This window comes from Mycobacterium sp. KBS0706 (assembly GCF_005938675.2).
Lineage (GTDB): Bacteria > Pseudomonadota > Alphaproteobacteria > DSM-16000 > Inquilinaceae > Inquilinus.
Genome location: NZ_VCCH02000060.1, coordinates 21,603 through 46,406, shown reverse-complemented (window position 1 = coordinate 46,406; position 24,804 = coordinate 21,603). Strand labels below are relative to the sequence as shown.

The window sequence follows — 24,804 nt, the reverse complement described above, 5'->3', positions numbered from 1 at the left end:
TCGCCGGTGCTCGCGGGATCCTCATGGCCGGCCTCGACGCCGGCCTTGATCCAGATCAAGCGCTTCGGCCGGCCCTGTCTCAGCTCAGGCGTCGCTTGGCGATCTCGACGATTGCCAGATAGGTCGGGACTGCGACCGCCAGGAACAGGAAGAAGGCCGGCGGCAGGGCAGTCATGCCGAGCAGGACGCCGAGCCCCGTGAACGGCAGGACGATCGCGATACCTGCGACGCCGAGGGACAGCGCAGACAAGAGCGGATGCGGCCGGTCCGCCCAAGGAGTTCCCCGGGTGCGGATCACGAAGATCACCAGCACCTGCGTCAGCAGCGATTCGACGAACCAGCCCGTCTGGAACGCGGCCTCGTCGCCGGCGAAGAGAGCGAGCAGGATTCCGAAGGTGAGGAAGTCGAACAGCGAGCTGATCGGACCGAGCACCAGCATGAACCGGGTGATCCGGCCCAGATCCCAGCGCACCGGTCGCTGCAGCGCTTCGGCATCGATCCGGTCGAAGGGCAATCCGAGCTCGGACAGGTCGTAGAGCAGGTTGTTGAGCAGCACCTGGACCGGCCGCATCGGCAGGAACGGCAAGAAAAGCGCGGCGCCGGCCATGCTCATCATGTTGCCGAGATTCGAGCTGCTGCCCATCAGGATGTATTTCGTGACATTGGCCACGGTGCGGCGTCCCTCCATCACGCCGGCATGGACGACGGAGAGATCGTGGTCCAGGAGCACCAGATCCGCCGCCTCCTTCGCCACATCCGTCGCGGTCTCGACCGAGATGCCGACATCGGCCTCGTGCAGCGCGGAAGCGTCGTTCACGCCGTCGCCGAGGAAACCGACCACGTGCCCGAGCCGCCGGAACGCCGCGATGACCCGGCGCTTCTGCTGGGGCGTCACGCGGCAGAACAGGTTGACCGTCGCCAGACGGCCGAGCAGTGCTTCGTCGGACATCGCCGTGATCTCAGCACCGGTCAGCAGGCCCGTGACCGGGATGCCCAGCTCAGCGCAGACATGCTGCGTCACCCGCTCGTTGTCGCCGGTCAGGATCTTGACCGCGACCCCGGCCTCGCCGAGGGTGCGGATCGCGGCAGCAGCGTCCGGCTTCGGCGGGTCCACGAAGGTCACGAAGCCGGCGAAGATCAGCTCATCCTCGTCCCGGAGAGCGGCATGGTCCTGCCTGGCCCCTACCTCCCTGAACGCTATTCCCAGCGCCCTGAGGCCATCGGCGCCGATCCGCTCGAACATCGCTGAGAGCCGGGTGCGTTCGGCCGCGTCGAGCGGACGTGTCCCGCCGGAGGCCGTCGCCGTGGCGGAAGAGATCCGCAGGATGTCCTCGGGAGCGCCCTTGACCACGAGCAGGCGGGCGCCGCCGCCGGCTGGCTCGACCAGGACCGAGACCCGGCGGCGATCGAAGTCGAACGGCACCTCGTCGAGCTTGCGCCACGCCGAGACGTCGGGCCGTCCATGCTCGAGGATAGCGTCGTCCAGCGGGCTCCTGATGCCGCTCTCGAAAGCGCTGTTGAGGACGGCCAGGCGCAGTACCTCCTCGCTCTCGGCACCGGCGGGATCGACGTGTCCGACGAGGCGGATCCTCGCCTCGGTGAGGGTGCCGGTCTTGTCGGAGCACAGCACGTCCATCGCCCCGAGGTCGTGGATCGCGGCGAGGCGCTTGATGATGACGCGCCGGTCGGCCATGCGCCGGGCGCCCCGTGCCAACGTCACCGTGACAATCATGGGCAGGAGCTCCGGCGTCAGCCCGACCGCCAGCGCCAGGGCGAACATCAGCGCCTCGAGCCAGGGGCGGTGGAAGGTCAGGTTCACCGCCAGGACGAACAGGACCAGGAACACGGTCAGGCGGAGCATCAGGAAGCCGAAGCGGCGCACGCCGATCTCGAAGGCATCGGGCGGGCGTTGGCGGCCGAGGCTGGTCGCGACCGTGCCAAGCATCGCCTCCCGTCCCGTCCGGCAGACGAGAGCCATGGCCGAGCCGCTGACGATCGAGCTGCCCATCGCCACCGCATCCGCGGCCCCCGCCGGGCCTTCGCCCGTGACCCGCCGATCGTCGGCGCTCTTCTCGACCGGGTACGACTCCCCGGTCAGCAAGGCCTGGTTGACAAAGAGGTGACGGCTCTCGATCAGCCGGCAGTCGGCCGGGACGATGTCACCGGCCGAGAAGCTGACGACATCGCCCGGCACGAGCTCGTCGACCGGCACATCCCGGTCCACCCCGTCGCGTCGCACCCGGGCCCGCGGCGCCACCGACCGATGGAGCGCCTCGACCGTCCGATGGGCCTGCAACTCCTGCACGAAGTCGATCGCCACGCTGATCGACAGGATGCCGAGGACGATCACGAAGCTGTGCGTCTCTCCCGCCGCGACGGACAGAAAGCTGGCTAGGAGCAGCAGCAGGATCAGAGGATTCCGTAGCCGGTCGAGCAAGAGCCCGATGACGGAGGCGCGGCGATGGGCCAGAACGTCGTTCGGGCCCCAGCGCCGGCGGGCGGCGGCGGCCTGCTCGGAGCTGAGCCCGGACGCCGTCGCACCCGGTTGGCCGTGCACCCCTTCCATCGGGCCGGACCAGTCGATGGTGCCCTCGAGGCTGCGCATGGCCCGGCCTCGATGCTCTCAGAGCTGCCGCTCGAAAACGGGATCGAGCACGGTGCCGGTGAAAGGCTCGAGCAGGACCATGTCGTCCTTCACCGCCTTGACGCCCGGCACGTTCTCGACCGCCACGCGCAGCGCATCGCGGACGCACTCGTCGGTGATCACGCCGCCCAGCGTCACCGCGCCACCCTTCACTTCGATCCGCATTCCCTCGACGCGGGCCCAAAGCTGTTCGCTCAGCTCGGCGAAGATCCGTTCGCGGATTGCCTTGTCGTCATTGCCGCTCTCGGCCCGGACGTCCAGCAGGTCGCCCAGAAGCCGCAGAAGGTTGGCGCGGGTGATGATGCCCGCGAGCTTGGTTCCGCGAAGCACCGGCACGCGCTTGATCCGCCGGCCGATCATCAGTTCCACGATCTCTTCGAGCGGCGCGTCCTCGGAGACCGAGACCACCTCCCTTGTCATCACGTCGGCCACGTTGCGGCTGTGCGACTGGACGTATTCGCGCGCCAGCCGGTCGGTGCCGGTGAAGAAGGCGAGCCAGTCGGGCCGGCGCTTCTCGGTGCCCATCTCGGTCCGGCGCAGCAGGTCGCCCTCGGTGATCATGCCGACCAGGTCGCCCTCTTCGTCGACGACGGGCAGGCCGCTGATCCCGCGCCCGAGCATGATCCGGATCGCGGCCAGAATCGGCAGGTCCGAGCGCACGGTCACGGGCTTTCTGGTCATGATGTCGACGGCGTTCATCGGATGTCTCCTCGAAGGTGTGGCAGGACGATGGCCAGTCCTGCCCCCCGCAGCTTTGATCCTGATCAAATCCGTGATGGCGCGATCTACACGTCCATCGACATGTCGAGGGGCTGCTTCGCGTCCGCCTTCGTCTCGGGGACCTCGGTCATGGTCGCTTCGGTCAGCAGCAGCGTACTTGCGACCGACACTGCATTCTCCAACGCGACCCGGACCACCTTGGTGGGATCGACGATCCCGGCGTCGACCAGGTCGACATAGATCTTCCGTGCCGCATCGAACCCCATCGCCCCGTCGCCGTTGCGCATCCGCTCGACCACCACGCCGCCTTCGACCGCCGAATTCTCCGCGATCTGGCGCGCCGGCGTCTCGAGCGCCCGCTTCAGAATCTGGGCACCGGTCCGTTCGTCGCCCTCGAGCGTCTCCTCGACCTTGGTGACCGCGTCGATGCAGCGCAGGAGCGCGAGGCCGCCGCCCGGCACGATGCCTTCGGCCACCGCCGCCTTGGTGGCGCTGATCGCATCGTCCAGCGCCTCCTTTCGCGCCTTCATTTCGGTCTCGGCGGGCGCCCCCACTCGAATCACGGCGACGCCGCCGGACAGCTTCGCCAGGCGCTCCTGGAGCTTCTCGCGGTCGTAGTCCGAGGTCGTGTCGGCGATCTGCTGCCGGATCTGCTTCATGCGAGCCTCGATATCCTCTTTACGGCCGCCACCGCTAACGATCGTCGTGTGCTCGCCCGTGATGATCACCCGCTTGGCGCGCCCGAGCCGGTCTAGGCTTACGTTCTCGAGCTTGATCCCGAGCTCTTCGGCGACCACCTGTCCGCCCGTCAGCACCGCGATGTCCTCGAGCATCGCCTTGCGCCGGTCGCCGAAGCCGGGCGCCTTGACCGCGGCCACGCGCAAGCCGCCGCGAATCTTGTTGACCACGAGCGTGGCCAGCGCTTCCCCCTCCACATCCTCTGCGATGATCACCAGAGGGCGCCCAGACTGCACCACGGCCTCGAGCAGGGGCAGAAGGCCTTGCAGATTGGCCAGCCGCTTCTCATGCAGCAGGATGAAGGCGTCCTCGAGCTCGGCGGACAGCTTTTCCGCATTGGTCATGAAGTAGGGCGAGATGTAGCCGCGGTCGAACCGCAAACCCTCGACCACATCGAGGGTGGTCTCGGTGGTCTTCGACTCCTCGACCGTGATGACCCCCTCCCCTCCCACCTTCTCCATGGCGTCGGCCACCAGCTGGCCGATCACCGGGTCGTTGTGCGCCGAGATGGTCGCAACCTGCTCTTTCTCCTTCCGTGCGGCGACCGGGTGCGACATCTCCGCCAGCGCCTGGATGGCGGCCTTGGCGGCCACGTCCAGCCCGCGCTTGATGTCGATCGCGCTGGCGCCGGCGACGACGTTGCGAAGCCCGTCGGCGAACAGCGCATGCGCGAGGATGGTCGCGGTGCTGGTGCCGTCGCCCACGGCCTCGCCCGTCTTTTCGGCCGCCTGGCGCAGCATCTGCGCCCCGAGATTCTCCTCCGGCTCCTTGAGCTCGAATTCCTTGGCGATGGTCACGCCGTCATTGCAGATGACGGGCGCTCCCCAATGCCTCTGGATCAGCACGGATTTCGACTTCGGCCCCAGCGTGACCCGCACGGCGTCGGCGAGCTGGGTGACGCCCTGAAGGATCTTCTCCCGCGCCGCCGACCGGAACAGAACCCGCTTGTAGGTCATAGCCATGCTCCTCTTCTCGCGGCCACCGGCTCGTCAGGGCGGCCTCCGAGCCAGAGAGTGAAGGCGTCGCCCGTGCCCTGGCCTTGATCCGGATCAACTGGCAGGCTTGCGGGGTCTTGATCTGGATCAAGGATCGACCGCGCCGGTCGCCGCAGCATGGGCAGCGACACGGGGAGGTGGACATGTCGCTTCCAATTCGTCTGCTGCTGGCCGTCGCGGGGGCGATCGCCGTGGTCTTCGTCGCCCGGGATGTGCCGAATTTCGGGGTGTTGCAGGCCTTCATCAGCATGCTCCTGATCGTCGCGGTGGTCGGCCTGCTCGCCTGGCTGCGCCGCTGACACACGGGAGATGCCTTGTGTGGACCTTCGTCTGGGCCGCGACGGTCGCCCTCCTCGTCCCCTTCGGCCTCGTCGTCGCGACCTGGCTGCATCCGGGAGCTGACGACTTTGCCGCCCCGGCCCGTCGCCTTCCACCACGGCGGCCCGACAGCCGGCAGCCGCCTCCCTGATGGCCTGCCCCGACATCGGGACGGCTTGCGAAGGAGCACTCCATGGGTCGTTCATTCCTTGCCCCGGCGGTCCCGCCCGAAGCCGGAAGCCGCGCCGAAGAGCAACCCGCGTCGCAGCCGGAGTTCCATGTCCGCTGGTTCGAGACCGTCGGTCTCGACGACGTGTCCCTGGTCGGGGGAAAGAACGCCTCGCTCGGAGAGCTCTATTCGGCGATGTCCCGGGAGGGGATCAACATCCCCAACGGCTTCGTCCTCACGGCTCGGGCATATCGGGACGCGCTGGCGCGTGCCGGAGCGTGGGATCGGCTCCACCAGGTTCTCGACGGGCTCGATCCTCGCCGCGTCGACCTCCTGGCTGAGCGAGCCGCCGAAGCGCGGTCGATCGTCTACGAGGCAACGGGCGGCGCCGAGATCGCCCGGCTCATCGGCGAGAACTACCGCCGGCTCGAGGACCAGTACGGCCCGCGGGTTTCGGTCGCCGTTCGCAGCTCCGCGACCGCCGAGGATCTGCCGCACGCCAGCTTCGCCGGCCAGCATGAGAGCTTCCTCAACGTCCGCGGCACGGAGGCGCTGATCGAAGCCTGCCGCCGGTGCTTCGCCTCGATCTTCACCGACCGCGCCATCGTCTACCGCCATGACAACGGCTTCGACCATTTCCAGGTGGCGCTCTCGGTCGGGATCATGAAGATGGTCCGGTCGGACCGGGCCGCGAGCGGCGTCATCTTCACGCTGGATACGGAATCCGGTTTCCGGGACGTGGTGTTCGTCACCGGCGTCTACGGCCTCGGCGAAACCATCGTGCAGGGCCAGGCCGACCCCGACGAGTTCTACGTCCACAAGCCGACTTTCCGCGCCGGCCATCGCGCCGTTCTGAGCCGCAGGCTCGGCCGCAAGCAGCGCAAGCTGATCTATGCCGGACGGGCCTCGGCCGAGGCGACGCGAAGCGTTTCGGTGAAACCATCGGACCGCGCGCGCTTCTGCGTCTCGGACGCGGAGGTCCTCGCGCTTGCCGATCAGGCCATGCGGATCGAGGACCACTATTCGCGGCGCGCCGGCAAGCCGATGCCGATGGACATCGAATGGGCGAAGGATGCCGAGGACGGGCGTCTGTACATCGTCCAGGCGCGCCCGGAGACGGTGGCGTCCCAGCGCTTACCGGGGACCCTGGAGACCCACCTTCTGCATCAGAAGGGCCGCCTCCTCGCGACCGGCCGCGCCGTGGGTGAGCGGATCGCCGCGGGATCCGTGCGCATCGTCGCCGACGCGCAGGACCTCGAGCGCTTCCAGCCGGGGGAGATCCTGGTCGCCCGGTCGACCAGTCCGGACTGGGAGCCGGTGATGAAGATCGCCGGCGCGATCGTGACCGACCAGGGCGGGCGCACCTGCCATGCCGCGATCGTCGCCCGAGAGCTGGGCGTCCCGGCCGTGGTCGGCACGACGGACGCGACAACGACTCTGGCTGCGGGCACGACCGTCACCGTCTCGTGTGCCGAGGGCGAAGCGGGACGCGTCTACGAGGGCGCCCTGCCGTTCGACGTGGTCAGAACGGAGGTCGACCGGATTGACATGCCGCGCACGGCCGTCATGGTCAATCTCGGCACGCCGGAGCTCGCCTTCCGCACGGCGATGCTGCCGAATGCCGGCGTCGGCCTGGCACGGATGGAGTTCATCATCAGCGAGCACATCGGCGCCCATCCGATGGCCTTCGCCCACCCGGAGCGCGTCACCTCGGCGGCCGCCCGCCGAGCCATCGAGCGGCTGACGCGCGGCTATTCCCACCCTTCCGACTTCTTCGTCCAGCGGTTGTCAGAAGGCCTGGGAACGCTGGCGGCCGCCTTCCATCCCAAGCCCGTGCTCGCGCGATTCTCCGATTTCAAGACAAACGAGTATGCTGGCCTGACGGGCGGTCGTGATTTTGAGCCTGCGGAAGCCAATCCGATGATCGGCTTCCGCGGCGCTTCGCGTTACGCGCATCCGGCCTATGCCGACGGCTTTGCCCTGGAATGCCATGCCATCCGCCGCGTCCGGGAAGAGATGGGGCTGGCCAACCTCCATGTCATGGTGCCGTTCTGCCGGCGCGAGGAGGAAGCCCGCCGGGTGCTGGCAGCCATGGCAGGCCACGGGCTCGAACGCGGCAAGGACGGCCTCGAGATCCATCTGATGTGCGAGATCCCGAACAACGTCATACGGATCGACGCCTTCGCTGCCCTGTTCGACGGCTTCTCCATCGGATCCAACGACCTGACCCAGCTGACGCTCGGCGTCGACCGGGATTCCGAGAGCGTCGCCTTCGATTTCGACGAACGCGATCCGGGCATGCTGGATATGCTGCGCCTGGCCGTCACGGGCGCCAAGCGCAACGGTCGGCACGTCGGGATCTGCGGCGAGGCGCCGGCCAATTATCCGGATATCGCCCGATATCTCACCCGCCTTGGCATCGATGCGATCAGCGTCAACCCGTCCAGCCTGCTGCGGACCATCATTGTGGTCCAGGAGGCTGAAGCCGACCTCGCGAATCCCTCCGACTGACAGGCGGTGCAAGAACAATCTGACCGACGCCGGGGTCCAGCCTGACCGCGACGGACTCCGGACCGGGATGGCCGAACCGCTGCGCTGCAGGCCTATCGCCCCGTCCCTGCAACCGTCCTTGACGACTTCGGGACGCGGGCAATGTCCCTGGCTTCGCATGAGCTTCGACGCTTCGCAACGACGCCGCGCGGACGTCCGCTTGTCCCTCTCGCCGCAATAGCGATCTCGGACGGCCAGGAGGATGCCGACCCTGCTTGGGTGGGCATCCTCGTCCTCGGCGACTATAGCACGAAATCTGCCGCCGTCAGGCCGATCTGGCCGGTCAGCCGGATGTGGAAGTCGGACACCCCGTCGCCATCGACGTCGCCGCCGATGGCGGTGATCACGCCGTCCGAGGCGCAGCGGAGCTGCCCCGCGATGCCGCTATAAAGGGCGGTGCCGATGAAGGTGAAGGCCTGATCGCCGGCCACGCCGGTTTTGGCGTCGATCGCCGACAGATCGATCCTGTCGCCCTGGGCGTGGCTGAAGTCGGTGATCCGGTCGGCATTGGCGCCGATCACGCTATCGCCGATGCTGCCAAAGACGAAGCGATCGGCCCCGGCATAGCCGAAGAGCGTGTCCTTGCCGGCGCCGCCCGCGAGCACGTCGTTGCCATTCCAACCCTGCAGAGTGTTGGCACCGGAATTCCCGACCAGGCTGTCACTGCCCTGGCTGCCGGAGATGTTCTCGATTGCGACCAGGGTATCGCCCTGGGCGTCCCCACCCGTGGCGGTCCCGTTCACCAGGCTGACAACGACCCCGACCACGCCGGTATAGTAGCTGGCGGTGTCGGTGCCGGCGCCACCAATGAGATTGTCGGCCCCTGCACCGCCCCGTAGGACATCCGTACCATCCCAACCGGAAATCCAGTCATTGCCGCCGGCTCCGGTGATGACGTCGTTGCCCGACCCGGCCCAATAGATCATCGACTCCATGTTGATCGTCCGGCTGCCGTCGCTGCTGGCACCGTTCAAGGTGAAGCTGACGTCCGGGGTGGTCCAGGTGTGCTCGACTTCCAGTTTGTCGATGCCAACACCACCGTCGACGATGCTGACGCCGATGCCGATGCGGATCCCGTCGTTGCCGTCACCGCCCATGCAAGTGTCGTTGCCGTTGCCTCCGTCGAGATAGTCGTCGCCGGCTGCCCCCGTCAGGACATCGTCGCCATCGCTGCCGCGGATCGAATCGCTGCCGCTGGCCCCGGTGATGATGTCGTTACCCGACCCGGCATAATAGATCATCGACTCCACGTTGGTCGCCTGGCTGCCATCGTTGCCGGCGAGGCCGTTCAGGGTGAAGCTGACGCCCGCGGTGGTGCGGCTGCGGTCGACATAAAGCTTGTCGATCCCGGCGCCGCCGTCGACGACATCCACGCCGATTCCGGGATCGAGCCAGTCGTCGCCGGCTCCGCCGTAGACTATATCGTTGTCGACACCGCCATAGAGGACGTCGTTGCCGCCCCCTCCGGCGATATTGTCGTTGCCGGCATCACCGTACAGGGTTTCGGTGTCCGCCGATCCGATCAGGGTGTCATTGCCGTCTCCACCCTCTCCGGAGTCGCCGCTGCCTCCCCCGGTCTCAATCCGGTCATCACCCTCGCCGCCAAACATGGAGTCCTCACCGGTGCCGCCGCGGAGAATATCGTTGCCGGCTTGTCCCCAGAGCCAATCATTGCCCGCCAGACCGTCGATGGTGTCGTTGCCCATACCACCCTCGACGTGGTCGTGGCCGGCCGCTCCGCTCAGAACGTCGGCGCCGTCATTGCCATGGATCCTATCGTTGCTGCCGGCCCCGGTGATGGTGTCGTTGCCCGACCCGGCAAAATAGATCATCGACTCCATGTTGATCGCCCGGCTGCCGTCGCTGCCGGCGGCACCATTCAGGGTGAAGCTGACGCCCGTGGTGGTGGCGCTGCGCTCGACATAGAGATCGTCGGTTCCGGCGCCGCCGTCTACGACGTCGACGCCGATGCCGGGGGCGATGAGGTCGTCGCCGTCGCCGCCGTTGATAGTGTCGTTGCCGGCACCGCCATTGATCACATCGTTGCCGGCCGCCCCGGCGATGGTGTCGTTGCCCGACCCGGCTTGATAGTTCATCCACTCCATGTTGATCGCCCGGCTGCCGTCGCTGCCGGCGGGGCCGTTCAAGGTGAAGCTGACGCCCGTGGTGGTGGTGCTGCGGTCGACATAAAGCTTGTCGATCCCGGCGCCGCCGTCGACGAGATCGACGCCGATGCCGGTGCTGATATCGTCATTGCCGTCGCCACCGTTGATATTGTCGTTGCCGGCACCGCCGTTGATCACATCGTCGCCGGCCGCCCCGGCGATGGTGTCGTTGCTGGACCCGGCAAGGTAGGTCATCCGCTCCATGTTGATCGCCCGGCTGCTGTCGCTGCCGGCGGCGCCGTTCAGGGTGAAGCTGACACCCGTGATGGTGCTGCTGCGATCGACATAGAGCTCGTCGATCCCGGCGCCGCCATCGACGACGTCGATGCCGATGCCGGTGTCGATGAAGTCGTCGCCTTCGCCGCCGTTGATAGTGTCGTTGCCGGCGCCGCCACTGATGTCATCGACGCCGGCGCCCCCGGAGATGGTATCGTTTCCATCATTGCCGTAGAGGTGCTCGTCGCTGTCGATCGATCCGATCAGGATGTCATTGCCGCCGCCGCCGTACCCGTAAGCGCCGCCACCTCCCCCTGTCTCAATCCGGTCATCACCGTCGCCGCCATACAGATAGTCTGAGTCCAGACCGCCTCGGAGAATATCGTTGCCGGCATAGCCGTAGAGCATATCGGTGCCTGCCAGACCGTCGATAATGTCGTCTCCCGAGGTCCCGTAAAGCTCGTCGTGGCCGGGGGTTCCCGTAATGATCGCCATGGTGACTATGCCTCCTGTTCAAACCGAATGACTCTTCCGGACTCCTCCGGCACGGCGCTTTCAACGCAGGAGCCCTGAGGTGGGCGGCCCGCGAATGTCTGGAAAAGGGGCATTCCGGATACGGGAACACCCTCTCCCAGTATTCGAAGCCGATCCGTCACTTCGCGAGCGGCTGGCCCGTCGTTCTGCGACCTTTTCTCCGCGGGCCGACAGTCCTCTGTTCCGCCGGCTCGGCATCGGGCTTCACCTTTCGGCGAGGCGGGGAACCGCGCAGCGGCAAATCCCGAAACGGCCAGGTCATTTCGACCGTTCTCGCGTCCGGGCTGCACACCTTTTTCGAAGTCGACATCATCTTCTCCCTGGTTCCTGCGAGGCCGGCGGCAATCCCGACCCTCACATCGCAATGATCACCTTCAGCGCCCTGGTGTCGGCGGCGCGACCGAAGGTGTCGTAGGCGTCGAGGATCCGGTCGAAGGGGAAGCGGTGCGTGATCAGGCGCGCCGGTGCCTTGATCAGGTTTGGGCCGATCTTCGACGGCCTTGATCCCGGGTCCGCGACAGACCAGCGCCTTCATCCCCTCCTCCTGCGACCGAGGAAAGCGGACTTGCCCGTCGGCCGGGGTCGCATTCGTTCCGGGGTGTCCGCGGGGGCAAGAAGACAACGCGGCGCGACGGACGGCCTTGATCTGCGTCAATTCCGGAGATCCACGCTGCAGCCCGAGATTGTCGCGGTGCCGGGCCGCTGGCACCTTGACATTGGCGCGAGAGGCATCGGCCGTCAGCCCGACGGCGACCGCGAGCGCTTCCACGATGTCCGTGGCGTCGATGCGCTGATCATCGTGCAGAGCCAGGTCGACCCCGACGAGTTCCATATCCACGAGCCGACCGTCCGGGCGGGCAGGAGGATGCCGGCCCTCCTCGGAGCGAGCATCCTCTGTCCTCGGCGGCTACAGCACGAAGTCGGCCGCCGTCAGCCCGATCTGGCCGGTCAGCCGGATGTGGAAGTCGGAGACCCCGTCACCATCGACGTCACCGCCGATGGCGGTGATCACGCCGTCCGAGGCGCAGCGGAGTTGCCCCGCGACCCCGGTGTAGAGGGCGGTGCCGATGAAGGTGAAGGCCTGGTCGCCGGCCACGCCGGTTTTGGCGTCGATCGCCGACAGATCGATCCTGTCGCCCTGGGCGTGGCTGAAGTCGGTGATCCGGTCGGCATTGGCCCCGACCACGCTGTCGCCGATGCTGCCAAAGACGAAACGATCGGCCCCGGCGTAGCCGAAGAGCGTGTCCTTGCCGGCGCCGCCTGCGAGCACGTCGTTGCCATTCCAACCCTGCAGAGTGTTGGCGCCGGAATTCCCGGCAAGGCTATCATTGCCCTGACTGCCGCTGACAGTCTCGATGCGGTCCAACCTGTCGCCTTGAGCATCCCCCCCCGCGCCAATGCCGGTTGTCAGGTCGACTACGACCCCGACCGCGGAGGTGTAGTAGCTTGCAGTATCGGTGCCAGGGGCCGCCCAGGGATCGTCGTCGCCACCAAGATAGTCGGCCCCCGCACCACCCCGCAGGACATCGTCGCCGGTGCCCCCGAAGAGAAGGTCGTTGCCGGCCGCCCCGTTCAGGATATCATTCCGGTAGGCTCCAGAGATATTGTCGTCGCCATCCGCCCCGGTGATGACATCGTTGCCCTCCCCGCCATCATAGAACATCTTTTCCATGTTGATCGCCCGGCTGCCGTCGCTGCCTGCGGCGCCATTCAGGGTGAAGCTGAAGCCGTAGGGAGCGTTATAATGGTTGACATAAAGCGTGTCGAACCCGGCACCGCCATCGACGACATCCGCGCCGTCGGCGGTTTCGATCCAATCGTCGCCGTCACCGCCGTAGATCTTGTCGTCGCCTCCTTGGCCGTAGAGTCGGTCGTTGCCCGCCGCCCCTGTGATGGTGTCGTTGCCGGCTTGTCCCCAGAGCCGATCATCACCTGCCAGGCCGTCGATCGTGTCGGCATCGGCGGTCCCGTCTAAGGTATCGCTGCCGGAGGTCCCTGTAATGATCGCCATAGTAATTATGCCTCCTGTTCAAACCGAATGACTTTTTCGGACTCCTCCGGCACGGCGCTTTCAACGCAGGAGCCCTGAGGTGGGCGGCCCGCGAATGTCTGGAAAAGGGGCATTCCGGATACGGGAAGCCCTCTTCCGGCATTCGAAGCCGATCCGTCACGTCGCGAGCGGTTGCGCCGTCGTGCTGCGACGTTTTCTCCGCGGGCCGACACTCCTCTGTTCCGTCGGCCCAGCGTCGGGCTTCACCTTTCGGCGAGGCCGGGAACCGCGCAGCGGCACATCCCGAAACGGCCAGGTCATTTCGACCGTTCTCGCGTCCGGGCTGCACACCGTTTTCGAAGTCGACATCATCTTCTCCCTGGTTCCTGCGAGGCGGGCGGCAATCCCGACCTCACATGGCGATGATCACCTTCAGCGCCCTGGTGTCGGCGGCGCGGCCGAAGGTGTCGTAGGCGTCGAGGATCCGGTCGAAGGGGAAGCGGTGCGTGATCAGGCGCGCCGGGTCGATCTTCCCGGACTGCACCGTCTTCAGCAGCATGGGCGTGCTGACGGTATCCACCAGCCGGGTCGTGATCGTGATGTTCTCCGACCACAGACGCTCCAGATGCAGGTCGACCTTCTGCCCGTGGACGCCGACATTGGCGATGGTGCCGCCGGCATTGACGATGTCCTGGCAGAGCAGGAAGGTCGCGGGCACGCCGACCGCCTCGATGGCGGTGTCGACCCCGTGCCCATCGGTCAGGACCCTGATGTCCTCGGCCACACCGCCGCCGCGGCTGTTGACCACATGGGTGGCGCCGAACTGCCGGGCCACCTCGAGCCGGTTGTCGTCGAGATCGATCACGATGATCTGGGCGGGCGAATAGAACTGGGCCGTCAGCAGGGCCGCGAGCCCGATCGGGCCGGCCCCGACGATGGCGACGGTCGAGCCCGGTGCGACCTTGCCGTTCAGCACGCCGCACTCGAAGCCGGTCGGCAGGATATCGCTCAGCATGACGAGCGCCTCCTCATCCGCGCCGTCGGGGATGCGGTAGAGGCTGGTATTGGCATGCGGCGTGCGGACGAATTCCGCCTGCGTGCCGTCGATCCGGTGGCCGAGGATCCAGCCGCCGGTCCGGCAATGCGAATACATGCCGCGGCGGCAGTTCTCGCATGTGCCGCAGGCCGAGATGCAGGAGATGAGAACCCGGTCGCCCGGCCGGAAGGTCGCGACGCCGGGGCCGACGGTCTCAACGACGCCGACGCCTTCATGGCCGAGGACGCGCCCCGGCACGCAGGTGGCGACGTCGCCCTTGAGGATGTGCAGGTCGGTGCCGCAGATCGTGGTCTTGACCATCCGGACAATCGCGTCGCCCGGCGCTTCGATCTCGGGCTTCGGCCGGTATTCGACCGTCTTCATCCCGGGCCCGCGATAGACGAGCGCCTTCATTCCGTCCTCCTGCATCCGAAGGTCAGACCGCTGGATGAACCCATGTTTCTCGGGACATCCGAGGACAGAAGACAGCGCGGCTCGGCCCACCGCCTTGATCTGCGTCAAGCGCGCCGGACGATCGCGTTGCACCGCTCGTCGAGAGACCGCCTGTCGGAGGGCCGGCCCCTTGCGCCCGGGCGACGCCCATGGAACCACGCCGCACCTTCGGATTGTCAGGGTTTCGGACCACTGCTACGCTCAGACTTTCTCGACGCAGGCGGCGAGCGGCGTCAGCAGAGTGGCTGTCGTCAATTCTGCGCGGCGCAGCGAGGTGACGTCTTGATCCGGCCGGAGCGGCCGTTGGGGACTGAATGGTGACGGCATCGCCCGATTCCGAGCACAGCGCGGCGATCCTCGACGCCTTGCCCGGGCAGATCGCGTTGCTCGACCGCCATGGGATCATCCTCTCGACCAACCGCAGCTGGAGCGCCAACGCTTCCGGCAACGTGCTGGCCGGCGCCGCCGTCGGCACGGACTACGTCGCGAGTTGCGACCACCGCGCCGAAACGGGCCATCCGGATGCCAGGCGTCTGGCCGCCGAGCTTCGCCTGATGCTCTCTCATCGAAGCGAAGGCTTGCTGCTGGACTACTCGTTCCCCGGGCCTAGCGGAGAGCTGTGGTTCCGCTGCACCGGCGCCCGGCCGGCTGGAGGCTCGCAAGACGGAATCGTCGTCCTGCATGCGGACGTCACCGACGCGCGGGCTGCCCAGGCGACCGCTGAGGCCCGGGAAGCCCATCTGCGCTCGATCCTCGAGACCATCCCCGACGCGATGGTGGTGATCGACGCGCAGGGCTTGATCCAGTCCTTCAGCAATGCCGCCGAACGCCTGTTCGGCTACGCGCGGGATGAGGTCCAGGGCCGCAACGTCAACATGCTGATGCCCTCGCCCTACCGGGAGGCGCATGACGGCTATCTGGCGCGCTATTTCGCGACCGGCGAACGCCGCATCATCGGCATCGGCCGGGTGGTCGTCGGCCGTCGCAAGGACGGTGGTACCTTCCCGATGGAGCTCGCCGTCGGAGAGGTCTCACGCGAGGGTCATCGGGTGTTCACCGGCTTCATCCGCGATCTGACCGAGCGCCAGAAGACAGAGGCACGCCTGCAGGAGTTGCAGAGCGAGTTGCTGCATGTCTCGCGCCTCAGCGCCATGGGACAGATGGCAGCCACCCTGGCGCATGAGCTGAACCAGCCGCTGACCGCCGTGACGAACTATTGCCAGGCGATGCGGCGCATGCTCGCCGGGGGGGATCAACCCAACCTGGCGAAGCTGCGCGAGGCGGTCGAGCTCAGTGCCGAGCAGGCGCTGCGCGCCGGGCAGATCATCCGCCGGCTGCGCGACTTCGTGGCCCGCGGCGAGACGGAAAAGCATGTCGAGACCGTCACCAAGATGGTCGAAGAAGCCAGCGCGCTCGCGCTCGTCGGCGCCAAGGAGCACGGCGTCAGGGTGAATCTCGCGGTCGACGCGAAGCCGCGGCACGTCGTCGTCGACAAGATCCAGATTCAGCAGGTGCTCTTGAACTTGATGCGGAACGCTATCGAAGCAATGGACGGAAGCGCCAGGCGCGAGTTGGAGATCGCCGCGTCGGCCCGGGGAGACACAATAGAGTTCGCGGTGATCGACACAGGCCCGGGCCTGGCGCCGGAGGTCGAGGCCCAGCTGTTCCAGCCCTTCGTCACGACCAAGCGACAGGGCATGGGCATCGGGTTGTCGATCTGCCGGACCATCGTCGAGGCGCATGGCGGACGCTTGTGGACCGAGCCAACGCCGGGCGGCGGCGCCACCTTCCGGTTCACCCTGCCGGCCGCTGCAGCGAATGGGAACGGCGATCATGACTGATGCACCGGTCGTCCATATCGTCGACGATGACGAGGCGGTGCGCCTCTCGCTGAGCTTCCTGCTCGAAACGGCAGGCTTTCGGGTGGAAACCCATCATTCGGCCGTCGCCTTCCTGGATCGGTCCGGGATCCCGACGCAGGGCTGCATCGTCACCGATGTCCGGATGCCGGAAATGGACGGGCTGACGCTCCAGCAGAAGTTGGTCGAGCGCGGGATCGCGCTGCCGGTAATCGTGATGACCGGCCATGGCGACATCCCCATCGCCGTGCAGGCGTTGAAGGCCGGGGCGGTCGACTTCCTCGAAAAGCCGTTCGACGACGAGCTGCTGATCAGCGCCGTCCGGACGGCGCTGGAGCGCAATCAGCGCGACCGAGGCCGGCAGAGCGAGACCGCCGTGCTGTCCTCGCGGCTGGTGGCGCTGACTCCGCGCGAGCAGGAGGTCCTGGCGGCCCTGGTCAAAGGCGATCCGAACAAGACCATCGCCTATGATCTCGGCATCAGCGCCCGCACGGTCGAGGTGCACCGCGCCCGGGTGATGGAAAAGATGCAGGCCCGGAACCTGTCAGATCTCGTCCGGATGTGGCTGGCGCTCCGCCCCGAGGACGACTCGCGCGATCAGGTCCACTCGGCACGGGGGCCTTGATCCAGATCAAGGCGGACGCTTGGTGGCACGTTACGGTACGCCTCCTGCGCCAAACCCCGGCTCCGAATGTCCACACCCCTTGCCCCGGCCGACCGCCCGACCATTCATGTCGTGGATGATGACGTGGCGGTGCGCCGGTCGCTCGCTTTCCTGCTCGAAGCCGCATCATTCACGGTTTGCGTTCACGCATCGGCGACCGGGTTTCTCGCCACGCCGGCCGTGACGGGCTGCCTGTTGGTCGACTACGACATGCCGGGGATCGGCGGCCTGGAACTGCTGCGCCGTCTTCGCCTGCGCGGGACCTCCCTCCCCTGCATCGTGATCACAGGCAAGAAGGCGGCCGGCATGCGCGAGGCGGCGCAGGCACTGGGAGCAGCGGCGGTGATCGAGAAGCCGTTCGACTGCGAGGACCTGATCCTGACGATCCGCACGGCCCTCTCGCCGACGTGATCGGCTGGCCTGCTCCGGCCGCACTGCGGGGGCCGGACGCCGGCCGACGCCGGATTCGGCTCGCCCTCTTCATCCTTCAGTGGTCAGCAGCCGCTCGATCTCATGGACCGGATGTTTCGTCAGATCCTTCGCGATTTCCGCCACGACCGCGGCCGAGGCGGCCAGTCCCAGCGCCCGGCGCACCGAGCCCAAGATGCGCGGCGGTGCGACAAGAATGATGGAGCTGGCAGGTCCCTCTCGATGCAACTGGTCGAGCCTGCCCGCAATTCGCATCGCAAAGGCGTCTTTCTCCTGGCCATGCCAATCGGTCTGCTCGATCGTACTTGCCGGCGCCGGCCGGTTCTGCAGAAGTCCGGGCCGGTCTGTTCCCTGGTCCGAGGTCCGGCCGCGGTCGGGGGCGTCCATGCGCTCGACCACGCGGAGATCCGGGAGACGCGTGTCGCCGGAATTTCTCAGGAACAGGGCCTTCGTGGCATCGCAGACGACGATCCACGCATCATGGGACAGGTGAAGGGCGGTCATGGCTGCTCCCCATCTGGAAGACGCCCATCACACGGCAGCGCCGGCCTCTCCGCTTTGATCTGGATCAGGCAGACGCCATGGCACCGGAGGATCAGGTAGGGCGCCGGGGCGCCGGCAGCATGCGCTGCATCACCCCGTCGCGCCGGACGACGGCGTGGTACAGCGCGCCCAGGACGTGGACGCCGACAAGCACCAGAAGGACGTTAGACAGCAAGCCATGCAGGTCGCCGGCCAGCCGGCCGAAGGATGAGCCCCGAGAGGCCAGATCCGGCAGCGCTGCGAAGCCGAATAGGCTCACGGGCCATCCCCGCTCGCCGGCCCAAAGCCATCCCAGGATCGGCAGGGCGATCAGCAGCACATAGAGCAGGACCTGCAGAGCGTGCGAGCCGAGCCGCTGCCAGTCGGGGAGATCGGCTGGAAGCGCCGGGGCCGGCCGGATCACTCGCCAGGCCAGCCGGACCAGAGCGACGATGAGGACTACAACCCCGAAAGATAGGTGCAGGCTGATCAGCGCATCCGGCGACGCCAGCCGCTCCGGTGCCGACCAGGCCAGCCCGAATTGCAGCCCCAGCAGCAGCAGGGTCAGCCAGTGCAGCATCTGCGCGACCAGATCATAGGCCAGCCGATCATGCTTCGTTTTCAGCATGATGCCCCCTTCTCTTGACATCGAATGTTCGGCCGTCCCCAGGCCGACGCCGACCATTGGTATCGTCCGGGTCTCTCGAATCCAGTTACAAATCGACAACCATGCGGGCCGGGTCAGGTCCGCCGGCCACCGCGGGTCGCCGCGGCGGTCCCGTCCTCATACAGCTCGAGCCACATGGCGTTGAGGATCGAGAAGGCGCAGGCGAAGCCGACGCCGAGGACCCAGGCGAAGTACCACATCGGTCGTTTCCTTCAGTAGGTGCTGGTCGGGTTGTCGGAGACATAGGCCAGGGTCACGCGGCCACGCAGCACGCGGTAGACCCAGGCCGTGTAGGCAAGAATGAGGGGGAGGAAGACCACGGTCGCGCCCAGCATGATCGCGAGGGTGAGGCGGCTCGACGAGGCATCCCACACCGTGAGGCTGGCGTTCGGATCGAGCGAGGACGGCAGCAGGAAGGGGAACGCGCTGAACCCCGCCGTCGCGATCACGCCGGCCACACTCAGCGCGCTCGCCAGAATGGCGAGGCCGGGCCGTTGCAGACCGGACAGGGCAATCACGCCGAACGCACCGAGGAAGGCGAGAACTGGCGCGGCCAGGGTCCAGGGATGTGTCCCATAGTTGGCCAGCCAGGCGCCGGACTCCCGCGTCACCTGCTTCAGCAGGGGGTTCGACGGCCCCGCATGCGCCAACTCGCTGGTGATCGCGTAGCCGTCGATGCCGATCGTCACCCAGAGGCCGGCAACGGCGAACAGCGCGATCAGGGCGATCGCGGCCAAGTGCATGAACGTGACCGCCCGCGCCGCCACCGGCTCCGCCGCCTTCAGCGCCAGCCAGGCGCCGCCGTGCATCGCCAGCATGGCGATGCTGACCAGGCCGCAGAGCAGCGCGAAGGGGTTGAGCAGCCCGAGCAGCGTGCCCTCATAGGTCATGCGCAGCGCTTCGTCGAACCGGAAGGGCACGCCCTGCAGCACATTGCCGAAGGCGACGCCGAAGATCAGCGACGGCACCAACCCGCCGACGAACAGCGCCCAGTCCCAGGTTCGGCGCCAGGTCGGGTGTTCGAGCTTGGACCGGAACTTGAACGCCACCGGCCGCAGGATCAGCGCGAACAGCACCAGGAACATGGCGAGGTAGAAGCCAGAGAAGGCGACGGCGTAGAGCGGCGGCCAGGCGGCGAAGATCGCCCCGCCACCCAGGATGAACCAGACCTGGTTGCCCTCCCAGACCGGGCCGACGGTGTTGATGACGATCCGCCGCTCGGCGTCGTTGCGGCCGATGAAGGGCAGCAGCGTCGCGGCGCCGAGGTCGAAGCCGTCCATGACGGCGAAGCCGATCAGGAGGATGCCGAGCAGCGCCCACCAGATCAGGCGCAGGGTTTCATAGTCGAACATGGCGGGATCCTTGCGGGGCTATTCGGCCGCGGCCGGGGCGGCGGCCAGGCCGGGTTCGGCCGAGAGGTCCGGCCCCGACGGCGCGGGGCCAAGGCGGACGGCCTTGGTCATCAGATAGACGTCGACGATGAGCAGGACCGAATAGACGGCGACGAAGCCCAGCAGCGTGGTCAGGACGCTGCCCGTCGACAGGTTGGAAACCGCCAGGAAGGTCGGCAGCACGCCTTCGATCACCCAGGGCTGGCGCCCCACCTCGGCCACGTACCAGCCGAGCTCCGCCGCGATCCAGGGCAGCGGCAGCGCCCACAGCGCGACCCGCAGGAAAAGGCGGGACGTGTGCAGGCGGCGCAGCGAGGCCAGGGTGAAGGCGACGGCGAAAAGGCCGATGAAGAAGAAGCCGAGCCCGACCATCAGCCGGAAGCTCCAGAACAGCGGCGAGACGCCCGGCACCGTGCTCCAGGCCGCCTGCTCGATCTCGGCGTCGGTGGCCGCGAGGATGTCCGGGCGGATTGCCTTCAGGAGCAGCGCGTAGCCGAGGTCGTCGGCATGGGCGGCCAGGCGGCCCCGGGCCTCGGCGTCGGCACGGTCGGCCTGTAGCCGCTGCAGCCCGTCATAGGCGACGAGGCCGGAGCGGATGCGGGTTTGCGCGTGGGCCACCAGCTGGTTGATGCCCGGCACCTCGCCGTCGACCGACCGGGTGGCGATCAGGCCGAGCATCCAGGGCACCTTGATCTCGTAGGCGGTCCGCCGAGCCTCCTGGTCCGGCAGGCCGAACAGGGTGAAGGCGGCCGGCGCCGGCTCGGTGTCCCACATCGCCTCGATCGCGGCGATCTTCATCTTCTGGTTCTCGCCGGCGGTGTAGCCGCTCTCGTCGCCGAGCACGACCACCGACAGGGCGGCGGCGAGGCCGAAGCTGGCCGCCACCGTCATCGACCGCTTGGCGATATCGACATGGCGGCCGCGCAGCAGGTAGAGCGCGCTGATCGAGAGCACGAACACCGCGCCGGTCACATAGCCAGCGCTGACGGTGTGGACGAACTTCGCCTGCGCCACCGGGTTGAAGATGACGGCCATGAAGTCCGTCACCTCCATCCGCATGGTATCGGGATTGAAGCGCGCGCCGACCGGGTGCTGCATCCAGCCATTGGCGACCAGGATCCACAGCGCCGAGAGGTTGGAGCCGAGCGCCACCATCCAGGTGACGACCAGGTGGCCGACCTTCGACAGCCGGTCCCAGCCGAAGAAGAACAGGCCGATGAAGGTCGCCTCCAGGAAGAAGGCCATCAGCCCTTCGATCGCCAGCGGCGCTCCGAAGATGTCGCCGACATATTGGCTGTAATACGCCCAGTTCATGCCGAACTGGAACTCCATGGTGATGCCGGTGGCGACACCCATGGCGAAATTGATGCCGAACAGGGTGCCCCAGAACTTCGTCATGCGGCGCCAGACCTCACGGCCGGTCATGACATAGACGCTCTCCATGATGCCGAGCAGGACGGCAAGGCCGAGCGTCAGGGGCACGAACAGGAAGTGGTACATGGCCGTCAGGCCGAACTGCAGCCGCGAGAGCTGCACGAGGTCGAGGGCTGTGGTCACGGCGCAAGGTCCCCCTGGCGGTCTGATATCGGGGCCGGAGCGGCCCACGCTTCCGGCGGCCCCGGTGCTATCGGCCAGGCCAGGCGAGACCGCCTTGATCTGGATCAAACCCGGCCAGTCGCTCGGATAAACCAGGCGATTTCAGAACGCGCCGCCCTTGATCTAGCTCAAGGTCGCTTCCCTTGCGCATCGGCACGATCAGCCTCATCAAGGAGGAGAGGACGATGACAGCAGATGCCCAGCGAGAGGTGGTCGCCTTTCTGTCCCAACCGGAGGCCTACGGCGTCACCAGTGTCCAGCGAGTGGAAACCCACGCCTCGGTCGTCTTCCTGGCCGGCGGGCATGCCTACAAGCTGAAAAAGGCGGTGCGCTTCAGCTATCTCGACTATTCCACCCCGGAGCTCCGGCGCGCAGCCTGCGAGAAAGAGCTGGCGTTGAACCGGCGGACGGCGCCAGACCTCTATCTGCGGGTGTTGCCGGTGTGCCAGACCGCGGAGGGCGAGTTGTCGCTCGGCGGCGACGGCACGATCGTCGACTGGCTGCTCGTCATGTTGCGCTTCGACGCGTCCGGACAGTTCGACCGGCTGGCCCGCCACGGACAGCTGACCGTCGCGATGATGCGTGACCTCGCGGACCGGATCGCCGATTTTCATCGGTCGTTGCCGGAAGAACAGCAGTTCGGCGGACCTGCGGCCATCGCCGAGATCATCGTCGAGAACGACGGCAACCTGGCGCGCTTCGGGACCGGGCTGTTCGACCCCGCGGCGATCAGCCGGCTGACCATGCGCTCGCTGGACGAGGCGTCCCGGCACGAGGGGCTGCTGCACCAGCGCCAGAGATCAGGGCATGTGCGCCGGAGCCATGGCGACCTTCATCTCGGCAACATCGCGCTGTGGCGCGGTGCGCCGATGCTGTTCGACGCGATCGAGTTCTCCGACCGTCTGGCCTGCGTCGACATCCTCTACGACCTGTCCTTCCTGTTGATGGACCTGGTCGAGCGCTCGCAGGGCGATCTCACCAGCGTTGTGTTCAACCGCTACCTCGACCGCATGCCGGACGAGGCCGAGGGCGCCGCCCTGTTGCCGCTCTTCCTGTCGATCCACGCCGCCATCCGCGCCCATGTCCAGGCCACAGTGGCCGGCAGCGCGACCGACGCCGCGGCGCGGCTGGAGGCGCGCCGGCGGGCAATGTCGTATTTCACGCTGGCGGAGAACCTGTTCCAGGCCAGCCCGCCGCGCCTCCTGGCGATCGGCGGTGTCAGCGGCACCGGCAAGTCGACGCTGGCGGCCCATCTCGCTCCCCATGTCGGCCAGCCCCTGGGGGCGCGCATCCTGCGATCCGACGTCATCCGCAAGCGGCTGCACGGCCTCGCACCCGAGGACCACCTGCCCGACAGCGCCTATACGTCCGACCAGACCGCCCGGGTCTACGATGCGCTGTGCCGCGAGGCTGATCTGCTTCTGGCGGCCGGCTGCACCGTGATCGCCGACGCCACGTTCCTGGAACCGGCCGAGCGGGCAGCCATTCAGGCCGTGGCCGATCGCCGGCAGGTACCTTTTGCGCGCATCTGGCTCGATGCACCGGACGCCGTGCTGACGGCCCGCCTGTCGGCCCGGACCGGCGATGCCTCGGATGCGACCCCGGCCGTGCTCAAGCTCCAGCGAAGCGACGCCGCCGCGCCTCCGGACTGGGCAGGCTTCGCGGCCGACATTCCGGTCTCGACCCTGGTCTTCCGGACGCTGCGGTATCTCGGCCGGCTCGGCTGGCTCGTCGGGATCCCGGCGGCCCAGCCACCGGTCGACGCCAGTGTGGTCTAGGCCATTCATAAGCGAAAGGAGCCATTCCATGGCATCCTATGATCTTCAGAGCCGGCGCCGATCAAAAGCCCACGCCAAATCCCTCTCTCGCATCCGCATGGAACTGGCGCGGACGCCGGACGCTCCTCAGGGCGCGCCGGACTGCGGCTACGAACTGATCGCCCCCCTCGATCCGGATGGCTACCTCGATGCCGAGGCCTGGCGGGCCCGCCGGGGCGAATGCAGCGTCCGCCGCTTCTGGTCCGGCGCCGATGACGAGCATGGCCGCCTGATCCATCTCCGCAACCACCGCTGGGCCTTCTCCTACGCCCCGGGAGAGGATGACGACGAGCCCATCTGGCGGCTCGACAACCATCGCTTCGTCGAAGGCGAGTACGTCTCGGTCACCGAGCATGACGGCGTCACTCGCCCCTTCCGTATCGTCCGGGTCCGGCCCTGGCCGGCCGCCTTCGGCTGAGCCCCGGGGGCCATCGATGACGAAGCTGAACGGGCTGGCCAAGCACTATCGGGTCGATGACGGCAACGGCTTCAGGCTGGCCGTCTGGGACCCCACCGATACCAATGGCCTCACCGTCGAAGCCACTATGCAGGACCTCGCCCGGCTGACGGAGCTCCAGGAAGGGCTCTACGCTCAGGACCATTGGTCAGTGCTGCTGATCCTCCAGGGCATGGATACCGCGGGCAAGAGCAGCACTGCCAAATACGTCATGTCCAGGATGGATCCACGGAGCTGCCGGGTCACCGATTTCAGGCAACCCTCGGCGGAAGAGCTGGACCACGATTTCCTGTGGCGCACCGCCCGGCGCCTGCCGGAGCGCGGACGGATCGGCGTGTTCAACCGTTCCTACTACGAGGAGGTGCTGGTCGTCCGGGTCCACCCCGACGTGCTGGGCAGCCAGCACCTGCCGCCGAAGCTGGTGGCGAAGACGATCTGGACGGAGCGGTTCGAGGATATCAATGCCTTCGAGCGCCACCTGGCCCGCAACGGCACGCTGGTCCTGAAGGTCTTCCTCAACGTCTCGAAGGAAGAGCAGAGGCGGCGCCTCCTGGCGCGGCTCGATGACCCTGGGGAGCGATGGAGATTCGACCCGGCTTCGGTGACCGAACGCCAGCGCTGGGACGACTACATGACGGCCTATGAGGAGATGATCCGGGCCACGGCCACGTCGCACGCGCCCTGGTACGTGATTCCGGCCGACAACAGGTGGTTCGCCCACCAGGCTGTGGCGTCCGTCATCGTCGACGCGATAGAGGGGCTCGGCCTCGCCATTCCAGTGCTCGGACCCGAATTGCAGGAGCAACTGCTCTCCGCGCGAGTCAGGTTGGAGAACGAATAGACTCCGATCGGCCGTCTTTCGCCGGGAGCCAAT

General features: G+C 67.2%; 20 protein-coding genes. 8 read left to right on the top strand and 12 right to left on the bottom strand.

Going from position 1 to position 24,804, the window contains the following annotated elements; translation table 11 throughout:
* Positions 1-79: 79 nt before the first annotated feature.
* From mgtA to groL, 3 genes are all read right to left on the bottom strand, one after another.
* Positions 80-2,605, bottom strand: a complete 2,526-nt coding sequence (mgtA, locus tag FFK22_RS27405) for a magnesium-translocating P-type ATPase (RefSeq protein ID WP_221938892.1) — start codon at positions 2,603-2,605, stop codon at positions 80-82.
* 18 nt (positions 2,606-2,623) lie between these two features.
* Positions 2,624-3,343 carry a CBS domain-containing protein gene (locus tag FFK22_RS27400; RefSeq protein WP_138890882.1) on the bottom strand — a complete coding sequence of 240 codons (720 nt, stop codon included), beginning with the start codon at positions 3,341-3,343 and terminating at the stop codon, positions 2,624-2,626.
* An 86-nt stretch (positions 3,344-3,429) separates the two neighbouring features.
* Complete coding sequence (gene groL / locus FFK22_RS27395; protein WP_138890918.1) at positions 3,430-5,058, bottom strand: chaperonin GroEL; 1,629 nt, start codon at positions 5,056-5,058, stop codon at positions 3,430-3,432.
* Positions 5,059-5,240: 182 nt separating this feature from the next.
* On the opposite strand from groL, the gene FFK22_RS43235 reads away from it, so the two are divergent.
* Positions 5,241-5,396, top strand: a complete 156-nt coding sequence (locus FFK22_RS43235; protein ID WP_186002681.1) for a hypothetical protein — start codon at positions 5,241-5,243, stop codon at positions 5,394-5,396.
* 332 nt (positions 5,397-5,728) lie between these two features.
* On the top strand, positions 5,729-8,095 hold the full coding sequence (gene ppsA, locus FFK22_RS27390) for a phosphoenolpyruvate synthase (RefSeq protein WP_306770180.1): 2,367 nt from the start codon (positions 5,729-5,731) through the stop codon (positions 8,093-8,095).
* A gap of 281 nt (positions 8,096-8,376) precedes the next feature.
* On the opposite strand, the gene FFK22_RS27385 is transcribed toward ppsA, so the two are convergent.
* From FFK22_RS27385 to FFK22_RS27370, 4 genes are all read right to left on the bottom strand, one after another.
* On the bottom strand, positions 8,377-11,010 hold the full coding sequence (locus tag FFK22_RS27385; RefSeq protein ID WP_138890884.1) for a calcium-binding protein: 2,634 nt from the start codon (positions 11,008-11,010) through the stop codon (positions 8,377-8,379).
* Positions 11,011-11,167: 157 nt separating this feature from the next.
* Positions 11,168-11,887, bottom strand: coding sequence for a hypothetical protein (locus FFK22_RS43230; RefSeq protein ID WP_186002680.1), 720 nt, complete (start codon positions 11,885-11,887; stop codon positions 11,168-11,170).
* Positions 11,888-11,956: 69 nt separating this feature from the next.
* Positions 11,957-13,060: a calcium-binding protein gene (locus FFK22_RS27375; RefSeq protein ID WP_138890885.1), complete on the bottom strand. Its 1,104-nt coding sequence runs from the start codon at positions 13,058-13,060 to the stop codon at positions 11,957-11,959.
* Between the two features lie 391 nt (positions 13,061-13,451).
* Positions 13,452-14,489: a zinc-dependent alcohol dehydrogenase family protein gene (locus tag FFK22_RS27370; protein ID WP_138890886.1), complete on the bottom strand. Its 1,038-nt coding sequence runs from the start codon at positions 14,487-14,489 to the stop codon at positions 13,452-13,454.
* Positions 14,490-14,977: 488 nt separating this feature from the next.
* On the opposite strand from FFK22_RS27370, the gene FFK22_RS27365 reads away from it, so the two are divergent.
* The 3 genes from FFK22_RS27365 to FFK22_RS27355 all read left to right on the top strand — a co-directional run bounded on the left by FFK22_RS27365 (position 14,978) and on the right by FFK22_RS27355 (position 17,462).
* The gene (locus FFK22_RS27365) at positions 14,978-16,369 is read left to right on the top strand and encodes a sensor histidine kinase (RefSeq protein WP_221938891.1); all 1,392 of its coding nucleotides are present in this window, start codon (positions 14,978-14,980) and stop codon (positions 16,367-16,369) included.
* Positions 16,362-17,012 (top strand): response regulator FixJ, encoded by a 651-nt coding sequence (gene fixJ / locus FFK22_RS27360; RefSeq protein WP_138890888.1) that lies wholly within the window; start codon positions 16,362-16,364, stop codon positions 17,010-17,012. Before FFK22_RS27365 ends, fixJ begins: the two co-directional genes overlap by 8 nt.
* A gap of 66 nt (positions 17,013-17,078) precedes the next feature.
* Complete coding sequence (locus FFK22_RS27355; RefSeq protein WP_138890889.1) at positions 17,079-17,462, top strand: response regulator; 384 nt, start codon at positions 17,079-17,081, stop codon at positions 17,460-17,462.
* A gap of 69 nt (positions 17,463-17,531) precedes the next feature.
* On the opposite strand, the gene FFK22_RS27350 is transcribed toward FFK22_RS27355, so the two are convergent.
* The 5 genes from FFK22_RS27350 to FFK22_RS27330 form a co-directional block, all read right to left on the bottom strand.
* On the bottom strand, positions 17,532-17,984 hold the full coding sequence (locus FFK22_RS27350) for a host attachment protein (RefSeq protein ID WP_138890890.1): 453 nt from the start codon (positions 17,982-17,984) through the stop codon (positions 17,532-17,534).
* Positions 17,985-18,075: 91 nt separating this feature from the next.
* Positions 18,076-18,630, bottom strand: a complete 555-nt coding sequence (locus FFK22_RS27345) for a cytochrome b (protein WP_186002679.1) — start codon at positions 18,628-18,630, stop codon at positions 18,076-18,078.
* A 113-nt stretch (positions 18,631-18,743) separates the two neighbouring features.
* On the bottom strand, positions 18,744-18,869 hold the full coding sequence (cydX, locus tag FFK22_RS27340; RefSeq protein WP_138890892.1) for a cytochrome bd-I oxidase subunit CydX: 126 nt from the start codon (positions 18,867-18,869) through the stop codon (positions 18,744-18,746).
* A 12-nt stretch (positions 18,870-18,881) separates the two neighbouring features.
* Positions 18,882-20,021 (bottom strand): cytochrome d ubiquinol oxidase subunit II, encoded by a 1,140-nt coding sequence (gene cydB / locus FFK22_RS27335; RefSeq protein ID WP_138890893.1) that lies wholly within the window; start codon positions 20,019-20,021, stop codon positions 18,882-18,884.
* An 18-nt stretch (positions 20,022-20,039) separates the two neighbouring features.
* Positions 20,040-21,617: a cytochrome ubiquinol oxidase subunit I gene (locus FFK22_RS27330; RefSeq protein ID WP_143956878.1), complete on the bottom strand. Its 1,578-nt coding sequence runs from the start codon at positions 21,615-21,617 to the stop codon at positions 20,040-20,042.
* Positions 21,618-21,841: 224 nt separating this feature from the next.
* On the opposite strand from FFK22_RS27330, the gene FFK22_RS27325 reads away from it, so the two are divergent.
* From FFK22_RS27325 to FFK22_RS27315, 3 genes are read left to right on the top strand one after another with little or no spacing between them, the layout of a single operon-like run.
* Entirely contained in the window at positions 21,842-23,434 is a 1,593-nt protein-coding gene (locus FFK22_RS27325; protein ID WP_138890895.1) for a bifunctional aminoglycoside phosphotransferase/ATP-binding protein, read from the top strand.
* A 28-nt stretch (positions 23,435-23,462) separates the two neighbouring features.
* A complete protein-coding gene (locus FFK22_RS27320; RefSeq protein ID WP_221938890.1) occupies positions 23,463-23,891 on the top strand; it encodes a hypothetical protein in 429 nt (142 codons plus the stop codon).
* 16 nt (positions 23,892-23,907) lie between these two features.
* Complete coding sequence (locus FFK22_RS27315; RefSeq protein WP_138890896.1) at positions 23,908-24,771, top strand: PPK2 family polyphosphate kinase; 864 nt, start codon at positions 23,908-23,910, stop codon at positions 24,769-24,771.
* The last annotated feature ends 33 nt before the right edge of the window (positions 24,772-24,804 follow it).